The sequence below is a fragment of the Leisingera sp. SS27 genome (genome assembly GCF_028368855.1).
In the GTDB taxonomy this organism is placed as follows: Bacteria; Pseudomonadota; Alphaproteobacteria; order Rhodobacterales; family Rhodobacteraceae; genus Leisingera.
The window spans coordinates 87600-104506 of the sequence record NZ_JAQNCY010000012.1; the positions used below are offsets into that span (position 1 = coordinate 87600).

Annotated in this window: 18 protein-coding genes; 7 read left to right on the forward strand and 11 right to left on the reverse strand. The window is 60.1% G+C overall.

What is annotated here, in order from left to right; genetic code table 11:
* Positions 1–94 precede the first annotated feature (94 nt).
* A complete protein-coding gene (locus N6L27_RS19530; RefSeq protein ID WP_271909068.1) occupies positions 95–823 on the forward strand; it encodes a metallophosphoesterase family protein in 729 nt (242 codons plus the stop codon).
* Positions 824–906: 83 nt separating this feature from the next.
* Here N6L27_RS19530 and tdh read toward each other — a convergent pair whose 3' ends face one another.
* Both tdh and N6L27_RS19540 read right to left on the reverse strand, forming a co-directional pair.
* Positions 907–1935 (reverse strand): L-threonine 3-dehydrogenase, encoded by a 1029-nt coding sequence (gene tdh, locus N6L27_RS19535; RefSeq protein ID WP_271909129.1) that lies wholly within the window; start codon positions 1933–1935, stop codon positions 907–909.
* 14 nt (positions 1936–1949) lie between these two features.
* Entirely contained in the window at positions 1950–3137 is a 1188-nt protein-coding gene (locus N6L27_RS19540) for a glycine C-acetyltransferase (RefSeq protein ID WP_271909069.1), read from the reverse strand.
* Positions 3138–3300: 163 nt separating this feature from the next.
* Here N6L27_RS19540 and N6L27_RS19545 point away from each other — a divergent pair, with 163 nt between their 5' ends.
* Positions 3301–3702 carry a VOC family protein gene (locus N6L27_RS19545; RefSeq protein WP_271909070.1) on the forward strand — a complete coding sequence of 134 codons (402 nt, stop codon included), beginning with the start codon at positions 3301–3303 and terminating at the stop codon, positions 3700–3702.
* Positions 3703–3765: 63 nt separating this feature from the next.
* Here N6L27_RS19545 and N6L27_RS19550 read toward each other — a convergent pair whose 3' ends face one another.
* Positions 3766–3972 carry a cold-shock protein gene (locus N6L27_RS19550; protein WP_271909071.1) on the reverse strand — a complete coding sequence of 69 codons (207 nt, stop codon included), beginning with the start codon at positions 3970–3972 and terminating at the stop codon, positions 3766–3768.
* A 245-nt stretch (positions 3973–4217) separates the two neighbouring features.
* A complete protein-coding gene (locus tag N6L27_RS19555) occupies positions 4218–4784 on the reverse strand; it encodes a helix-turn-helix domain-containing protein (protein ID WP_271909072.1) in 567 nt (188 codons plus the stop codon).
* A gap of 198 nt (positions 4785–4982) precedes the next feature.
* Here N6L27_RS19555 and N6L27_RS19560 point away from each other — a divergent pair, with 198 nt between their 5' ends.
* Positions 4983–6158 carry an acetyl-CoA C-acyltransferase family protein gene (locus N6L27_RS19560; RefSeq protein WP_271909074.1) on the forward strand — a complete coding sequence of 392 codons (1176 nt, stop codon included), beginning with the start codon at positions 4983–4985 and terminating at the stop codon, positions 6156–6158.
* A 277-nt stretch (positions 6159–6435) separates the two neighbouring features.
* On the forward strand, positions 6436–6822 hold the full coding sequence (locus N6L27_RS19565) for a response regulator (protein ID WP_271909076.1): 387 nt from the start codon (positions 6436–6438) through the stop codon (positions 6820–6822).
* Between the two features lie 12 nt (positions 6823–6834).
* On the opposite strand, the gene N6L27_RS19570 is transcribed toward N6L27_RS19565, so the two are convergent.
* The 7 genes from N6L27_RS19570 to ubiE form a co-directional block, all read right to left on the reverse strand.
* Entirely contained in the window at positions 6835–7713 is an 879-nt protein-coding gene (locus N6L27_RS19570) for a sensor histidine kinase (protein WP_271909078.1), read from the reverse strand.
* 376 nt (positions 7714–8089) lie between these two features.
* Positions 8090–8455, reverse strand: a complete 366-nt coding sequence (locus N6L27_RS19575) for a PAS domain-containing protein (RefSeq protein WP_271909079.1) — start codon at positions 8453–8455, stop codon at positions 8090–8092.
* 41 nt (positions 8456–8496) lie between these two features.
* Positions 8497–10719 (reverse strand): CheR family methyltransferase, encoded by a 2223-nt coding sequence (locus N6L27_RS19580; protein ID WP_271909080.1) that lies wholly within the window; start codon positions 10717–10719, stop codon positions 8497–8499.
* 99 nt (positions 10720–10818) lie between these two features.
* The gene (locus N6L27_RS19585; protein ID WP_271909082.1) at positions 10819–11304 is read right to left on the reverse strand and encodes a chemotaxis protein CheB; all 486 of its coding nucleotides are present in this window, start codon (positions 11302–11304) and stop codon (positions 10819–10821) included.
* Positions 11305–11332: 28 nt separating this feature from the next.
* On the reverse strand, positions 11333–11770 hold the full coding sequence (locus N6L27_RS19590) for a response regulator (protein WP_271909083.1): 438 nt from the start codon (positions 11768–11770) through the stop codon (positions 11333–11335).
* 322 nt (positions 11771–12092) lie between these two features.
* Positions 12093–13622, reverse strand: a complete 1530-nt coding sequence (ubiB, locus tag N6L27_RS19595; protein ID WP_271909084.1) for a 2-polyprenylphenol 6-hydroxylase — start codon at positions 13620–13622, stop codon at positions 12093–12095.
* Between the two features lie 3 nt (positions 13623–13625).
* Positions 13626–14378, reverse strand: a complete 753-nt coding sequence (ubiE, locus tag N6L27_RS19600; RefSeq protein ID WP_271909085.1) for a bifunctional demethylmenaquinone methyltransferase/2-methoxy-6-polyprenyl-1,4-benzoquinol methylase UbiE — start codon at positions 14376–14378, stop codon at positions 13626–13628.
* A gap of 86 nt (positions 14379–14464) precedes the next feature.
* Between ubiE and mutM the strand changes: the two genes are divergently transcribed.
* From mutM to rpsT, 3 genes are all read left to right on the forward strand, one after another.
* Positions 14465–15316: a bifunctional DNA-formamidopyrimidine glycosylase/DNA-(apurinic or apyrimidinic site) lyase gene (gene mutM, locus N6L27_RS19605; RefSeq protein ID WP_271909086.1), complete on the forward strand. Its 852-nt coding sequence runs from the start codon at positions 14465–14467 to the stop codon at positions 15314–15316.
* Positions 15317–15379: 63 nt separating this feature from the next.
* On the forward strand, positions 15380–16156 hold the full coding sequence (locus tag N6L27_RS19610) for an enoyl-CoA hydratase (RefSeq protein WP_271909088.1): 777 nt from the start codon (positions 15380–15382) through the stop codon (positions 16154–16156).
* 212 nt (positions 16157–16368) lie between these two features.
* Entirely contained in the window at positions 16369–16632 is a 264-nt protein-coding gene (rpsT, locus tag N6L27_RS19615) for a 30S ribosomal protein S20 (RefSeq protein ID WP_019295144.1), read from the forward strand.
* The last annotated feature ends 275 nt before the right edge of the window (positions 16633–16907 follow it).

Below are 16907 nucleotides of genomic sequence, written 5' to 3' on the forward strand. Positions count from 1 at the left end.
GATCTTTTGGGAAAACCGGCAGGCCGGGAGATTCTGCGGGGTTGAGGTGCAGGGCTTGATCCGGCATCAAAACAGCAGCAGCAAAGGACAGCAGATGACTTCCCCTCTCTACGCCATTGGCGATATTCACGGCCAGTCGGCAATGCTGGAACAGGCGCTGGCCTTGATCGAGACGGACGGAGGCCCGCAGGCGCGCATCGTGTTTCTCGGCGATTACACCGACCGGGGTCCGGACAGCCGCGGCGTGATGGAACGGCTGATGCAAGGCCAGGCCGCGGGCCGCAACTGGATTTTCCTCAAGGGCAATCATGACCGCATGTTTTCGATGTTCCTGGAGGAGTATCCGCGCAACGACGCCCGCCTGCTGGTCGGCTACCATTGGCTGCACGAGCGCATCGGGGGCATTGAGACTCTGCAATCCTACGGCGTGGAGGTGGCGGAGGGCGACCGCATCTACCAGACCCACGCGCGCGCCCGCGCTGCGGTGCCGCAGGCGCATCTGGATTTCCTCGCAGGCCTCAAACCCTATCACCAGGAGGCGCAGCTGCTGTTTGCTCACGCAGGCATCCGTCCAGGCCTGCCGCTGGAGAGCCAAAGCGAGGACGATCTGATCTGGATCCGGCAGGAGTTCCTGAACGACGAACGCGCCCACCCCTGGCTGGTGGTGCACGGCCATACCCCGGCAAAACAGGCCGAGCACCACGTGAACCGGATCAACCTCGACAGCGGCGCAGGCTACGGCCGTCCGCTCACCGCTGCGGTGTTTGAGGGCCGGGATTGCTGGCTTCTCACCGAAGCAGGCCGCCAGCCGCTGCTCCCGTGAAACTCCCCTTGTTCATCTGGCTGAAAATATCCTGGGGGTGAGCGCCCCGGGGCGCGAGGGGGCAAAGCCCCCTTAAACAGCCCTCAACCCCAATCAAGCACCACCTTGCCGCTGGAGCCGGATTTCATCGCCGCAAAGCCGTCGGCAAAGTCATCAACGCCGAAGCGGTGGGTGATCACCCGGCTCACATCCAGCCCGTTCTGCAGCATCGCGATCATCTTGTACCAGGTCTCGAACATCTCGCGCCCGTAGACGCCCTTGATGGTAATCGCCTTGAACACGATGCGCGACCAGTCGACCGGCGACTTGCCCGGCGGAATGCCCAACAGGGCAATCTTGCCGCCCATCACCAGTGCCTCCACCATCTGATCCAGCGCCGCCTGACTGCCGGACATTTCCAGCCCGACGTCGAACCCCTGTTTCAGGCCCAACTCGCGCACCACGTCCTGCAGGTCTTCCTGCGCCACGTTCACCGCACGCACCGCCGGCACCACATGTTCCGCCAGTGTCAGCCGGTCCGGGTTGATATCGGTGATCACCACATGCCGCGCGCCGGCATGTTTCGCCACCGCCGCCGCCATGATGCCGATCGGGCCTGCGCCGGTGATCAGCACATCTTCTCCCAGCAGGTCAAAGCTCAGCGCCGTATGCACCGCATTGCCCAGCGGGTCGAGAATGGCGCCGATCTCATCCGGAATGTCATCCGGCAGCGGCACCACGTTAAAGGCCGGCAGCTTAAGATACTGGGCAAAGGCGCCCTGCTCGTTCACCCCGATGCCGCGGGTGCCGGGGTCCAGGTGGAACTTGCCGGCCCGGCTCTGGCGCGAGTCTGTCTTGATCAGATGCCCCTCACCGGAGCAGCGCTGCCCCACCGCCAGATCGGTGACATTGCGGCCGATCTCGACGATCTCGCCCGCAAACTCATGGCCGGTGATCATCGGCACCGGCACGGTATGCGCCGCCCATTCGTCCCAGTTCCAGATGTGGATATCGGTGCCGCAGATGCCGGTCTTCTTCACCTTGATCAGCACCTCGTCGGGGCCGATCTCCGGCACCGGCGCCTGCACCATCCACAGGCCCTCCCGCGGATGGCTTTTCTCCAGCGCCTTCATCGTGTTCGGACGGCTCATGACACAATCCCCAGTTCCTTGCCCACCTTGCCAAAGGCGGCCAATGCCCGGTCCAGTTCCTCCCGCGTCAGTGCGGCATTCATCTGCGTCCGGATCCGCGCTTGGCCGCGCGGCACCACCGGGAAGAAGAAGCCGGAGACATAAACGCCCTCGTCAAACAGCCTGGCCGCCATGTCCTGCGCCAGCTGCGCCTCGCCCAGCATCACCGGGATGATCGGATGCTCACCCGGCAAGAGGTCAAAGCCAAGCTTTTCCAGCCCCGCCCGCCAGTATTTCGCATTCTCGAACAGCTGCGCCCGCAGGCCGTCCCCTTCCTCCACCAGCCGGATCGCTTCCAGCCCGGCAGCAACAATGGATGGCGGCAGCGAATTGGAGAACAGATAGGGCCGCGCCCGCTGCCGCAGCAGGTCGATCACTGGCTGCGGCCCGGCGATGTAACCGCCGATGGCCCCCCCAAGTGCTTTGCCCAATGTCCCGGTGACGATATCAACGTCCACCCCGAAATGCTCCGGCGTGCCGGCGCCCGTCGCCCCCATAAATCCGGTGGCGTGGCAGTCATCCACCATCACTACCGCATCGTATTTGTCCGCCAGCGCCCGGATCTCCGGCAGCTTGGCCAGATAACCGTCCATCGAGAACACGCCGTCGGTGGCGATCATGATATGCCGCGCCCCGTCTTCACGGGCCTGCTTCAGCCAGGCCTCCAGGTCGTTCATATCGCTGTTCAGGTAGCGGTAGCGCTTTGCCTTGCACAGCCGGATGCCGTCGATGATCGACGCATGGTTCAGACTGTCCGAAATAATCGCATCCTCCGGCCCCAACAGCGGCTCGAACAAACCGCCATTGGCGTCGAAACAGGCCGCGAACAGGATCGCGTCATCCTTGCCGAGGAACTTCGCCAGGCGGCTCTCCAGCTCCCGGTGAATGTCCTGGGTGCCGCAGATGAACCGCACTGACGCCATGCCGAACCCTTTCGGCTCCATCGCGTCCTTGGCAGCCTTGATCAGGGCGGGGTGGTCGGCCAGACCCAGATAGTTGTTGGCGCACAGGTTGATCACTTCGCGCCCGCCAACCGTGATCTCCCCCCCCTGCGGGGAGGTGATCATTCGCTCGCGCTTGTACAGCCCCTCACCCTCAATCTGGGCTAGCGTGTTGGAGATGTCGGTCAGAAAAGCAGTGGACATGCGCAAACTCCCTTGGTGTCTCGAGTCGCGTGTCTACCATAGCGGATGCGTTTCCGGAATACGGGATTTCATCATTGCGGAAAAAAATCCGTCAAACTGGACGCGGCGGCTGGAAATCCGCCAATCCGGGCTATCTGCCCAGGAAACAGCAGGGAGTGCGGCCATGGCAAAAGTGACCGGCATCGGCGGAGTGTTCATCAAGGCGCAAGGTGACGCCAAGGCGCTGGCGGCATGGTACCGTGACCACCTCGGCCTTGAGTTGGAGGAGTTCGGCGGCGCTGTCCTCAGTTGGAAGGACGACACGGCAGAGGACGGCGGCCTCACGGTCTGGGGCACTGCCGATCCGAACGGCAGCTGGTTTGCCCCCAGCACCTCCGGTTTCATGATCAACTACCGGGTCGACGATATGGACGGCATGATCGCGCAGCTCACGGACGCAGGCATACCGATCCAGCAGGGTCCTGAGGCGCACGAGAACGGGCGCTTTGCCTGGCTTATGGATCCGGAGGGCAACAAGGTAGAGTTGTGGGAACCCAAACTCTGGGACGAGAAGAACAAGGGCTGACCGCCCAAAAGAAAACGCGGCCCCCAATGGGGACCGCGCTTCCAATCAGCAAAGCTGTCTGGCTTACACCAGTTCCAGGTTCACAGCCGACTCGCGGCCGTCACGGCCGGGCTCGATGTCGAAAGTGACTTTCTGGTTGTCGGCGAGGCCGGTCAGGCCCGAACGCTCAACAGCGGAGATGTGCACGAACACATCTTTGCTGCCGCCCTCGGGTGCGATGAAGCCGTAGCCTTTGGTGGTGTTGAACCATTTTACGGTGCCGGTGGCCATATCCGTAGTCTCCTGTTTGATGCTGCCCGCGGAACTGCGGCAGCCTGGCGTAGTCGGTCTGGATCGAGAGACTGATAACGCCGCGAAAACGGGAGACAGTGGATCGACAAGAATAACGTTAGCGGTCCACATATGGGCCGGTCCCCCGAGTCGTTCAAGGGGAATGTGCATAAAAGGGCAAGGGCGGGGTATTCTTGCCGAAAATTGCCATCGGGTGTTCCCGGAGCGGGTGGTACCGGTTTGTACTACGCATTCTTCACAATCAAAAACACCCGCGCCGGCCCCTCGGGGGCGGTGATCGAATGGGCGACGTCGGCGGCATAGCGCGCGGTGTCGCCGGCCTGCAGCTGGTCCTTGGCATTGCCGGAGCTGACTGCAATCTCGCCCTCCAGCACCGTCAGTTGCTCCACCGCGCCGCGGGTGTGGGGCTGGCTGATGAGTGCGCCGCCCTGGTCGAAGCGGATGTCATAGACCTCATGCCCGCCAGCCTCCTCTGGCGGCGACAGGATGCGGATGCGGCAGCCCTGGCCCATGTTCTCGATCTTGGGCACATCCGACGCGCGAAGCACCTCGATCCGGTCCTGCATGTCGCCCGCTTCCAGCAGCCCTGCAAAATCCACCTGCAGGGCGCGCGTGAGGTTCCACAGCGTCGCAATGGTAGGGGAACTTTCGCCGCGCTCGATCTGGCTCACCATCGAGCGGCTGACGCCCGACAGGTTTGCCACCGCTTCCAGGCTCAGGCCTTGCGCGCGGCGCGCCTCTTTCAGGCGTGCAGGCAGCAGGGTCAGGATATCGTCTGTGTTTTCCGTCATGACGGATTCTCTGCGCCGGCGGGGCGGATTTGTCAAATGCTCTGGCACCATCGCCATGCTGCGCCGCGGCGGTGCACAGGGGGTGTACAAGGGGTGCACGGGGGGTGACGCCGCGTTTCCATGACGGCACGTCCCGGCAGACAGGGCCATGCTGCGGGCGCATACTGGCGTCAATGCAGGAGTTGAGGAGTAAGACCAATGACAGACATCGTGATCCTGGACGGCGCCCGTACCGCCATCGGCACCTTTGGCGGCGCGCTGGCAAATACCGCGCCGATCGACCTGGCAGCCACCGTGTCCAAGGCGGCGCTGGAGCGTTCCGGAGTGGAGGGCGGCCAGATCGGCCATGTGGTGTTCGGCCACATCATCAACACCGAACCCCGCGACATGTACCTGAGCCGGGTTGCAGCAATGCAGGCAGGCGTCCCGGATGTGGTGCCTGCGATGAACGTGAACCGGCTCTGCGGCTCTGGTGTGCAGGCAATTGTGTCTGCGTTTCAATCGCTTGCCCTTGGAGACGCAGAGTTTGCCCTGGCCGGCGGTGCCGAAAACATGTCGCGCAGCCCCTACATCATCCAGCAAAGCCGCTGGGGTGCCAAAATGGGTGATGTTAAGTCGCTGGACATGATGCTGGGCGCGCTGAACTGCCCGTTCGGCACCGGGCACATGGGGGTGACGGCAGAGAATGTTGCGGATGAGCACGGCATTACCCGCGAGCAGATGGACGAATTCGCCCTCGCCAGCCAGACCCGCGCCGCTGCGGCGATCGAAGCCGGATATTTCAAGTCCCAGATCGCACCGGTCGAGGTGAAGGTGAAGCGCGACATGGTTCCGTTTGAGGTGGATGAGCACCCCAAGCCAACCACACCAGAGGCACTGGCGGGCCTGCGCGCGGTGTTCCAGAAGGACGGCCGTGTAACTGCCGGAAATGCCAGCGGAATCAATGATGGCGCTGCGGCCATGGTGCTGGCCACGGCGGCGGCGGCTGAGCGAGCCGGGTTGAAACCCAAGGCCCGGATTCTGGGCTATGCCCATGCCGGGGTGCGGCCCGAGGTGATGGGCATCGGACCGGTTCCCGCGGTGCGCAACCTGCTGGAGAAAACCGGTCTGTCTGCCGGGGATTTCGACGTCATTGAATCAAACGAAGCCTTCGCCTCGCAGGCGCTGGCGGTGAACAAGGAGCTGGGGCTGGATCCGGCCAAGGTGAACCCGAACGGAGGCGCCATTGCGCTAGGCCATCCGGTGGGTGCAACCGGTGCCATTATCACTCTGAAAACGCTCTATGAATTAGAGCGCATCGGCGGCTCCAAAGGGTTGATCACCATGTGCATCGGCGGTGGTCAGGGCATTGCCCTGGCAATTGAGCGTCTTTGATAAAGGAAGGGCATGGGCGCCGGCAGGCAGGCCCCATGCCCGCCCTGACCGGCCAGCTGCTGCGGGTTTTGCGGACAGGTTACGGTTTTCTCGTATACAGAAAGTGCAATCCAAAGTAGTATTTTAAATATGACAAGAATCGCAATAAGTTACTCGCTTCTTGTCCTGTATGCGCTGGACTTGCCTCCGTAGGGGGTGAAATGCCAGCTAATGGCGAGGCAAGCGTGCAGTCCGCGCAGCCCGCAGCCCGCAGCCCGCGGGCCGGTAAGGGGGTTTAATGACAACTAAGGTGCTGCTTCTGGAAGATGACCAAGGTGTCCGTTTCACCTTCACAATGGCACTGCAAGATGCCGGATATGACGTGAAATCTGTTGCCAGCTGTGCCGAAGCGATTGCCGCGTTGTCAGACATCGAGGCAGGAATTCTGATCCTGGATCTGAAGATCGGAGAAGAAATGTCGCTGTCTGTGGCCGAATATGCTGCCCTCATGCGCCCGGATATGCCGGTTGTCTACATAACCGGCAGCCGGTTGTTCACCGGCGGCGAACTGTTCGGATTGAGCCGCAATATCCGCTGGGTGCTGCACAAGCCGGTCAACCTGCCAGATCTTGTTAGCATGATCGACTATGTCGCTGGCCAGATGGTCACCGCAGAGGCCTGCTGAGCCGGGTTTTCATCAGCCGAAAGAAATGGTGAAAACAGCGCCCTTGCCGGGTTCTGCATCGGCAGTGAGCAGCCAGTTGTGGCGGCGGCAGATCTCAGCGCAAGTCGACAGCCCGATGCCGCTGCCTTCTATTTCACGGTGCGCACGGTGAAAAGGCTGGAGGATCAGGTGCCGGTCTTCCGGATCAAAGCCGGTTCCGTTGTCCGCAACCGACATCTTCCACTGGTCCCGGCCGGCGCCGCTCAAATCAATCGTGATCTGCAAAGGCCGGTCAGGCTGCCGGTATTTAATCGCGTTCGACAAAAGATTTGTGAGTACCAGGTGCAGCAGTGTCGGATCTGCGTGCAGCAGGAAGCCGTCGCCGTTGATCCGGATTTGCCCGCCGCAGGCTTGCAGCTCCTGTGTCAGGCTTGTGCATGCCTCAGACACCGCGTCCTGTGCGGAGATTTCCTGAACGTTTATTCTGGCTGACGTCGACACGGAATGGTCCAGCAATTCCGTTGTCAGCCGGTCCATCTGCTGGGTAGCCCGGGTCATGTGCTGCAGGAACTCTCGCGCCGTTTCAGGCAGGCCGTCAGCGTAATGTTTCCAGAAATAGTGCAATGAACCGGAGAGGGTGCTGATCGGTGTGCGAAGGTCATGGGATGCTGCATGGGCGAAGGCTTCCATTGTCAGCAGAGTTTCCTGAAGTTTCAGGTTGGCATCCCTGGCGCTGTGCAGCTGGCTGTTCAGCCTGCTGCGCAGCTCATTCATCTGCCGGAGGGAATCTGCAGTAATTCTGAGCTGGTCATGGGTCAGCAGAATCAGCCGTTCACCCTGCGCATTGGAGCGCAGCAAGGATACACGAAATTCCGTTTCCGGAGACGCCGCCGTGCGGATGCCTGCTGTCATGGGCAGGGTCGTGGCACCCTGGGCTGTACCGTGCCGGAGTCTCTCAACGACGCGCTCGGTTTCCAGCAGCGTAAGCTTGCTGATACTGGTTCCGTTCAATGCACCGCTGCCGGGCTGGGCGCTGGGAGCAAAGCTGCGCTCTGCCCGCCTGTTGCAAACAAGAATGCGCCCGTTCCAGTCGAGGATGAAAGATGCGTAGGGAGACGCCAAATAAGCCTTCCCCAACAGTTCATCCTCTAAGGAGTCGTTTCCCGCCGGTATCTCCATCAGAGCCGGTTATCCTAAGCTTTCGGTAAGTTTAAGGTGAAGGCCCGGAGCCGTTGCCATAGCCGGGCGCAGGAGCGTTCCGGTTGGGATATTGCGAAGCATGCTCGGTTCACTCTGATCCGCTCCTGTAAAGCTTCAAACCGCCAAAGACATGAGTTGTGCGGCCCGCCTCGTCCTGAAGGGCTTGAGCAAACAGCTCGCCGTTTTCGTAGCTGCCATCAGCAGCCTCCAGTCTCACAGGATAGTGAAAAGGCTGTCCTGCCGACAGCACATCCTGCAGCCCGTCGTTAATAAAACTTCTATCTTCCGGATGGATGCACCCCAGCAGCGTCTCCACGGATGGCACGTCCTTTCCCTGAACACACCCCGTCAGGTCATACATAGGCGCATTCCAGAGCGGCACATTGTTCCTGACGTCAAAGGAGAAGGTGCCGACCGAGAAATGGTTCAGCACCGCCGCGCTGGACCCCAGCATCAGGCTGCGCTCCTCAAGTTGCGCTTTGTTCCAGCACACTCCTATAAGTTGTACTTTTCACCGTGGGAGTCCTGAACTACCATCAGGCTCCCAGCTATGCTGAGCGTTTTGCCCGCATCGTCGAAGAAACGGGCTTCATACTCAAAAGACCCTGCATCTTGCAGCAACTTGTCCAGCTGCGTTTGCAGAGCAGGCCGGTCTTCCGGATGGACCCGGCCAAGCAGTTCATCGATACCAAGACCAGATGCAGAGTCTTCGACACCCAAAATGGTGTGGGCTTCAGGGGACAGAATAGTTTCCATCGTTTGCAGGTTCTGGGTCAAGAAACCAACATTGGCGACCTTGCTGACCAGCTTCAGGACATTGTTAACAGGCTCGTTGTCGAAACGGGACACAGTGATCGAGATGCCGATCAGCTTTTGGTGAAGATCCAGCACCGGAGACAGGATCAGTGTGTAGTACTCGTTGCCTGAAAGCACTGGGATGCGCCGGGTTTCCTGCAGCCGAAGAACAGTATTTGCAATCGGCGCCAGAGCCGGGAAGCCGCTGGGCAGGTTGCAATGACTCAGGTGCAGTCCGGTTGGGAGAAGCTCGCGAATGCCAAACACCTCCTGCGCGACGCGCGACAGCCGCCGGATGATCAGGGCTTGATCCGCGAGCGCAACTGCGTAAGGCGAAGATGCCAGCATCGCTTCCAGCTCAAAGGCCAGCGCCTGGCGTTCCGCAGAGCTGATCTGCAATTCCTCGTTGACGGTCAGCAGCTCTTCGTTTGTGGATTGCAGCTCCTCATTGGAGGTTTCCAATTCCTCGTTTGTGGCCTGGAATTCCTCATTTGTGGATTGCAGTTCCTCGTTGGAAGATTGCAGCTCTTCATTCGCGGTTTGCAGCTCCTCAATCGTCTGCTGAAGCGCTTCCTGGGTGGACCGGATCTCCATTTCCATACGTTCGACATAGTCGCGCTGTTCCCGGTCGGAAATCTCGCCGAAGTTGATTTCCTTTTGTTCCTCGAACTTGGAGTTAATGGCCAGCAGGCAATGCACCTCCCCGCCTTTGTGGCTGAAGAACGGGAAGGCTTGCAGCTGGACGCGGTTGCCATTCGGCAAAGAGACGTTGTGCCAGCGCCCGTCGCGGCGTTCCTCGTTGCGGATGGAGACGGCGATTAGACTTGCAGCCTCGCTGCGCAACGGTTCAATCAGCATTTTCACGTTCAACGACGTCGACATGCCGGCCCGGATCTCGCTGTAGATGCTGATATCGCCCAAGACCTCGATGATATCGCCATTGCGGGTGCAAATCATGCCATTGGGCGCAACGGCGCGCGCCAGGGAAAGGTCGGCCTGGTCGGCCTGTTCCGCTGCCGCCTGCGCTGCCGACCGCCGCATGCTGTGGGACCGCAGATAGGCGCTGCCTGGCGTGCTGGGGGAGACTGTCAGCTCCCGTGAAATACCGCGGCGTTTTCCGAAAATCTTGTCGGCGCCTTGCCGGGCTTCGAAATAGATGCCCATTTCTCCAACGGTTTCAGACGTGCCCAGGAACAGCAGCCCGCCTGAAGCGAGGGAATAGTGCAGCCGGGTCAGCACACGTTCCTGAAGCGCCAGATTGAAATAGATCAGAACGTTGCGGATGGTGACCATATCCAGATTAATGAAGGGCGGATCCTGGAACACGTTGTGTTGCGAGAACAGTGTGACATTGCGCAGCTCCTGGCGGACAGAGATGTCGCTTTCGCCGAGGGAGAAATACTCCTTCAGATAGGAGGCGGGAATGTCCTGGGCCGCCGAAGCAGGGTAAATGCCTCTGCGCGCGATCTCGATGGCATTCTGATCGATGTCGGTGGCAAAGATCTGCACGTTGCTCTTGGTCAGTGCGTGGAGGCCGCCAAGAAGCTCTGCAATAAGAATGGCAATGGAGTAAGCTTCCTCACCAGTGGCGCAGCCGGCCACCCAAACCCGGATCGGGCCGGGGCCGCGGCTTGCCAGCTGCTTTTCCAGCTGGTCGTTCAGCTTGCGGAACTGTTCCGGGTCGCGGAAGAAACGTGTGACTGAGATCAGCAGGTCCCGGTGCAGAGCGTCGACTTCCTCAAAGTTCGATCTGCAATAATCGACATAGCTTTCGTAGTCTTCGATGCCGAGTGCCGACATCCGCCGGGCTACCCGCCGGTTGATGGTGTTTTCTTTGTAGTTGGCAAAATCAACCTGGGTTCGGGCCATCAGGATGGCAAACAGATCGCTCAGCTTGCTGGGTTCGCCTGCGCCAGGCTGCAATATCGACAGATTGCGCGGCCTTGTCAGGATCTTCTCAAAATGCTGGCCGATCTGTTCCTGCGTCAGTGTCAGGTCGATGCAGCCGCTTTCACTGATGGTTTATTTACGGCCGTTTTCAGTTCCCGATAGCACAATGCGCACGCAGTGTTCTCCGCATTCTTCGGCAATGTGCATAAACAGCGGATCAGTGGCCGGTTTCGAAAGTGAGGGGTGTTTCGAGTGTTGGCACAAGAGCAGCCTACCGCCTTCAAACACTACATCCTGGTCTTCTGGAATAACATAAATGGTTCCGGGCACTGGATCGGTTTCACTGCCTAATTCTACCACAGGCAGTGTCGTTTCGGGGGCAATCAGAGAGGCCAAGTCACCCTTCGGCGGCGAGGATGGCTGCTGGGCGATCACATAGATGGTGTTAGCCGCACTCGGGAGTTGGCTAACCAGTTTCAACAAAGACGCCAGGCCATCTGGAGAGGTAGTGATGCAGGCAAAATTGTAACTATTGTTGCCAGCACAGGTCTGAGAGCCAGCTGATTGCTGCAGCTTGACTGAAGTGCCTGCCAGAGGGTCTTGTTCCAAGTCGTTCATGCGGCCAATTGGTCTTCTTGCAAGGGTTTCAAAAAACCTTTTTTTCTGCAGTGCTTTGCCTATGTGTATTTCCAAGTTCTGCTGCGGTGCAAAATTTGTCGATCAGCCTCAAAAGTCGGCTCGGTGTCAAAGGCTTTGGGGCAAACCCATCCATGCCAATCTTCCTGACGATGGCTTGGTCGTGAAAAGCTGCGTCCGCTGTCACGGCGATAATCGGGATATTGCTCGGGGGATCCACCGGTGCTTCCCGAATCTGCTTGGCTGCGTCGATCCCCGAAAGCTGCGGCATGTGTAGATCCATCAGAACCAGCCCGTAGTCGCTTGGCGCGCTGCTGAGCATGTCGAGGCAAGACTGTCCATCTTCGGCCACACTCACTTCAACACCAAGCGTCGCAATGATGTCACGCATCATGTACCGGATGGATGCATCATTTTCCACGAGCAGAACTTTCCGCGGGTTGTTCATCAACTGCTTCCGTTATTGCTGCAGCTTGACGTCAGGAACAGAGCGTTCCTTCATGGCCCTTCTGCAAAAATGAATTGGCAGGCACGGGAATGCTCCTGCTGCATCAGATGTTTGTGCGGGAAATCATGTTCACGGCTCCCGCTGCCATCATGGTGGTGTTTGGATTGTTGGTCAACGTGTCCGGAGCGCTTGCGTTTCGCCCCTGAGGCGAGCGGCCGACAAATGTGAGGGGACTTGATTGGCGCATTTTCGGACAGACCTCCTGCAGGTTTCCAAACTTGCTCAGGAAGGTGCAACTGTGAGCGGTGAATGTTCTATGGGCTCAGAGCAGTAAGGCAATCAAGGCAAAGATGCCGGTGGCACCGGCTGCGCCCAGAACTGCGGGGGTTACCCAGCTTCGCGTGTTACGAGGCCGTACGCCATTCTGCGCGGCTTGCGCGATCAGTGCCTGTTCCACCAGCGCAGGCAGACGGGGGCCAAAGCGGGCCATCACCTTGGCAGTGTCCAGCAGGTCGGTGACAACTGCGCGGGGACCGATGGATTTCTTGATGTAATCCTCAACCACCGGCCGCGCCGCTTCCCAGATGTTGATATGCGGGTCCAGTGAACGCGCGACGCCTTCGACCACTACCATGGTGCGCTGCAGGAGGATCAGCTCGGTGCGGGTTTCCATGCCGAAGCGCTCTGTCACTTCGAACAGGTAGTTCAGCAGCCGGCCCATCGAGATCTGAGAGGCGTCCATGCCAAATATTGGTTCCCCGACCGCGCGCAGGGCGCGGGCGAATTCATCGACGTCGCGGTTGGCGGGCACATAGCCGGCCTCGAAATGCACCTCGGCCACGCGTTTGTAGTCGCGCTTGATGAAGCCATAGAGGATCTCGGCATAGACCCGGCGCGTGTATTCGTCGATGTGACCCATGATCCCAAAGTCATAGGCGATGATATCGCCGTTGGCCGCGACCTTGAGGTTGCCCTGGTGCATATCGGCGTGGAAGAAACCGTCGCGCAGCGCGTGGCGCAGGAACAGGGACAGAACCCGGTTGGCCAGCAGCCTGCGGTCGTGTCCGGCCGCATCCAGCGCATCATTGTCACCCAGCGGGATGCCGTCGGCCCAGCCCATCGTCATAACCCGGCGGGCGGAATAGGCCCAGCGGATCTCCGGCAGCTGAAAGCCTTCGTCCTTCGCAGTGTTGGCGGCAAATTCAGAGGCGGCGGCGCTTTCAAGACGCAGGTCCAATTCACCCTGCACCACACCGTCGAAATGCTCAATCACGTCCATCGGCTTCAGCCGGCGGGCGCTGGGGGCGAAGAGGTCAACGATGCGGGCTGCAAAGTAGAAAGCGTCCACGTCCTTATTGAACGCGCGCTCGATGCCAGGGCGCAACACCTTGACCGCGACTTCCTCGCCGGTCTCGGCCAAGGTTGCGCGGTGCACCTGCGCGATGGAGGCGGCGGCAACCGGGTCGCTGAAATCAGAGAATACTTCCGAAGCCGGGCGGCCCAGTTCCTTTTCCACTTCGGCCAGTGCCTCGGCGCGGGAAAATGGGGGCAGCTTGTCCTGCAGGACGCGCAGCTGGTTGGCGAGATCTTTGCCCACCACGTCCGGTCGAGTCGACAGCACTTGGCCGAACTTGATGTAAGCAGGGCCCAGCGCGTTCAGCGCACGGGTTTCGGGCGGCATCGCAGGGTCACCCTTGTAGCCCAGCCACTTGAACGGCCAGCCCAGTGTGCGGGCCAGAATGCGCAGGGGTTTTGGCGCCTCAAACGCCTCCAGCACGGAATGCATGGCGCCGGTGCGCTCGAAAGTGGCGCCTGTACGGATCAGGCGCAGGATATTATGGGGGCCGCGCATGGGTCAGATCTTCCAGCCGGAATGCAGGCAGGCGATGCCCATCGACAGGTTTCGGTACTTGGCGTTTTCGAACCCTGCCTGTTTCACCATTCCCAGGAAGGTTTCCTGATCCGGGAAGTTGCGGATTGATTCCACCAGATACTGGTAGCTGTCGTAATCATTGGCGATCAGCTGGCCCATCCGCGGGATAACGTTGAAGGAATAGAGGTCGTAAAGTTTCTGCAGCCCGTCATTGGGCAGTTGCGAGAACTCCAGTACCATCAGCCGCCCGCCGGGGCGCAGCACCCGGTAGGCCTCGTTCAGGGCTTCCTGCGGGCGGGTCACGTTCCGGATGCCGAAGGAGATGGTGTAGACGTCGAAGGTGTTGTCCTTGAACGGCAGTTTCATCGCGTCGCCAGTGACCCAGTCGAGGCTGTCGGCCATCTGCTCCGCCTCGGCGCGTTTACGGCCCTCCTCCAGCATGGGGCGGGTGAGGTCGAGCACGGTGGAATGGCCGTGGCCTGCGCGTTTCAGGAAGCGGAAGGAGATATCGCCGGTACCGCCCGCCACATCCAGGAGCCGCTGACCGGACCGCGGAGCCAGCCAGTCCATCATTGCGTCTTTCCAGACCCGGTGGATGCCGACGCTCATTACATCGTTCATGATGTCGTATTTCGAGGCGACAGAGTTGAAGACCCCCTGCACGCGGCCTGCCTTCTCCTCCTCGCGGACGGTTTCGAACCCGAAATGGGTGGTGTTGTCGCTCGTGTTGCTCATCAGGCTTGCCGTTTGCTGAGTTTCGCCCTTGTTATAAGGCGCTGTGGGGCAGGCACAATGCGGCCCGTTGGTTCAGGAGGGGTGTAATGCCAGAATTGCCCGAGGTCGAGACGGTGAAACGCGGTTTGGCGCCTGCGATGGAAGGGGCGGTGATCACAAAGGCAGCTGTGAACCGCCCGGATCTGCGCTGGCCGTTTCCGGAAAGGATGGCAGAGCGGCTGACCGGCGCGCGTGTGAATGGGCTGCGGCGGCGGTCAAAGTATATTCTGGCGGATCTTGATACCAATGAGACGCTGCTGATCCATCTCGGCATGTCCGGGCGGATGACGGTGTCCGGCGATCCGCTGGGGCAATTCGCGCATGAGCATCCCCAAGCGGAGAAGCATGACCACGTGGTGCTGGACATGGACAATGGCGCCCGCATCACCTTCAACGACCCGCGCCGGTTCGGGGCGATGGATCTGCTGGAGACCGCAACCGCCGAAAGCCACAAGCTGCTGGCAGTTCTGGGGCCGGAGCCGCTGGGCAATGATTTCCACGAGGATCACCTGGTGGCGGCCTTCCAGGGGCGCAACACGCCGGTGAAATCCGCATTACTGGATCAGGGAATCATCGCAGGTCTCGGTAACATCTACGTTTGCGAAGCGCTGTTCCGTGCGGGAATTTCGCCACGCCGCAAAGCCGGGCAGATTGCCGCGCATCGGGTGGCGGCGCTTGTGCCGATCATCCGTGATGTGCTGCAGGACGCCATTCGTGCGGGTGGATCGTCGCTTAAGGATTTTAGGCAAGCCTCTGGCGAACTTGGATATTTTCAGCACAGTTTTGATGCTTACGGGCGCGAGGGTGAAGCGTGCCGACGCGATGGTTGCGCCGGATCAATTGCCAGAATCACCCAGTCGGGGCGCTCCACCTTCTACTGTGTAAAGTGCCAAAGATAACTTGATCAGAGGGACCCTTTTGGTAAGGACTCAGGACTGAACGGAACAACCGAAAGAGAAATCATGGCCTACGAGACGATCACCGTCGATGTGCAGGACCACGTTTGCCTTATCAAGCTGAACCGCCCGGAGGCGATGAACGCTCTCAACAAGGAGCTCATTGGCGAGCTTTGCGATGCTCTGGAAGAGGCTGATGCCAGCGACAAGGTGCGCTGCATCGTGCTGACCGGGTCGGAAAAAGCCTTTGCTGCCGGTGCCGATATCAAGGAGATGTCGGAGCTGAGCTTCACCGAGGTGTTCTCCACCAATCTGTTCGCTGATGCCAATGACCGCATCTCGGCGATCCGCAAGCCGGTTATCGCTGCAGTGGCAGGCTATGCGCTGGGCGGCGGCTGCGAGCTGGCGATGCTGTGCGATTTCATAATTGCTGCCGAGACCGCCAAGTTCGGCCAGCCGGAAATCAACCTGGGCGTAGTGGCCGGTATCGGCGGCACCCAGCGCCTGACCCGGTTCGTGGGCAAGTCAAAGTCGATGGATATGAACCTGACCGGCCGTTTCATGAATGCAGAGGAAGCTGAGCGTGCAGGCTTGGTGTCGCGTGTCGTGCCTGCGAAGAAGCTTATCGAGGAAGCCACTGCTGCAGCGCAGAAGATCGCCGAAAAATCGCAGCTGACGGCGATGGCGGTCAAGGAGGCGGTGAACCGATCCTATGAGCTGCCGCTGAACGAGGGCATTCTGTTCGAGCGCCGGGTCTTCCACTCGATGTTTGCGACCGAAGACCAGAAAGAAGGCATGGCCGCGTTCCTGGAGAAGCGCGAAGCGCAGTTTCGCGACAAGTAAGCGGCACATCAGATACCCGGAACGGCGGGCAGTTTGGCCCGCCGTTTTGCATTCCGGGCCGGGACCCTTGCATTTCCATGCAGAGTTGGATAAACGCCGCCCTCATACATGCGCGTGCAGCCCGCTCAGGCTAGAATCACACCGGTGACTGATCCGGGGCTGGCTGGCATTGCGTCCGATAGAAACAGAACCCGAAGATAAGGTCAGATACCATGGCAAATTCGCCCCAGGCCAAGAAGCGCGCACGTCAGAACGAAAAGCGCTTTGCCGTCAACAAAGCCCGTCGTTCGCGCATCCGCACCTTCCTGCGTAAAGTTGAAGAAGCTATCGCTTCCGGCGACAAGGAAGCTGCAACCGCAGCTCTGCGCGCGGCTCAGCCCGAGCTGATGCGCGGCGTCACCAAGGGTGTGTATCACAAAAACACCGCTTCCCGGAAAATCTCGCGCCTGTCCGCACGCGTGAAGGCACTGGCCTGAGATTCGCTTCGCTGATCAGGCTCACGGGCCTTTGAAAAGTTGTCAGGGCGCTGCAGATTGCAGCGCCTTGTTTTTTGGGAAAACCCTTGCCGGGACTCGCTGGGCGCAGGAGATTCTTTGCCGCCAAAGACAGAGTCAACATCATAGTTTCGTTGCCGCTGCCCCCCTCAAATTGCTACCACTGTATCAGCGATTCACTCGCTGGGGGGACAGGCTGCTCGCGGCAATCTTGACGGGCATCAAGATTGCCAGGTTGCTCGGCACAGGGCGCATCT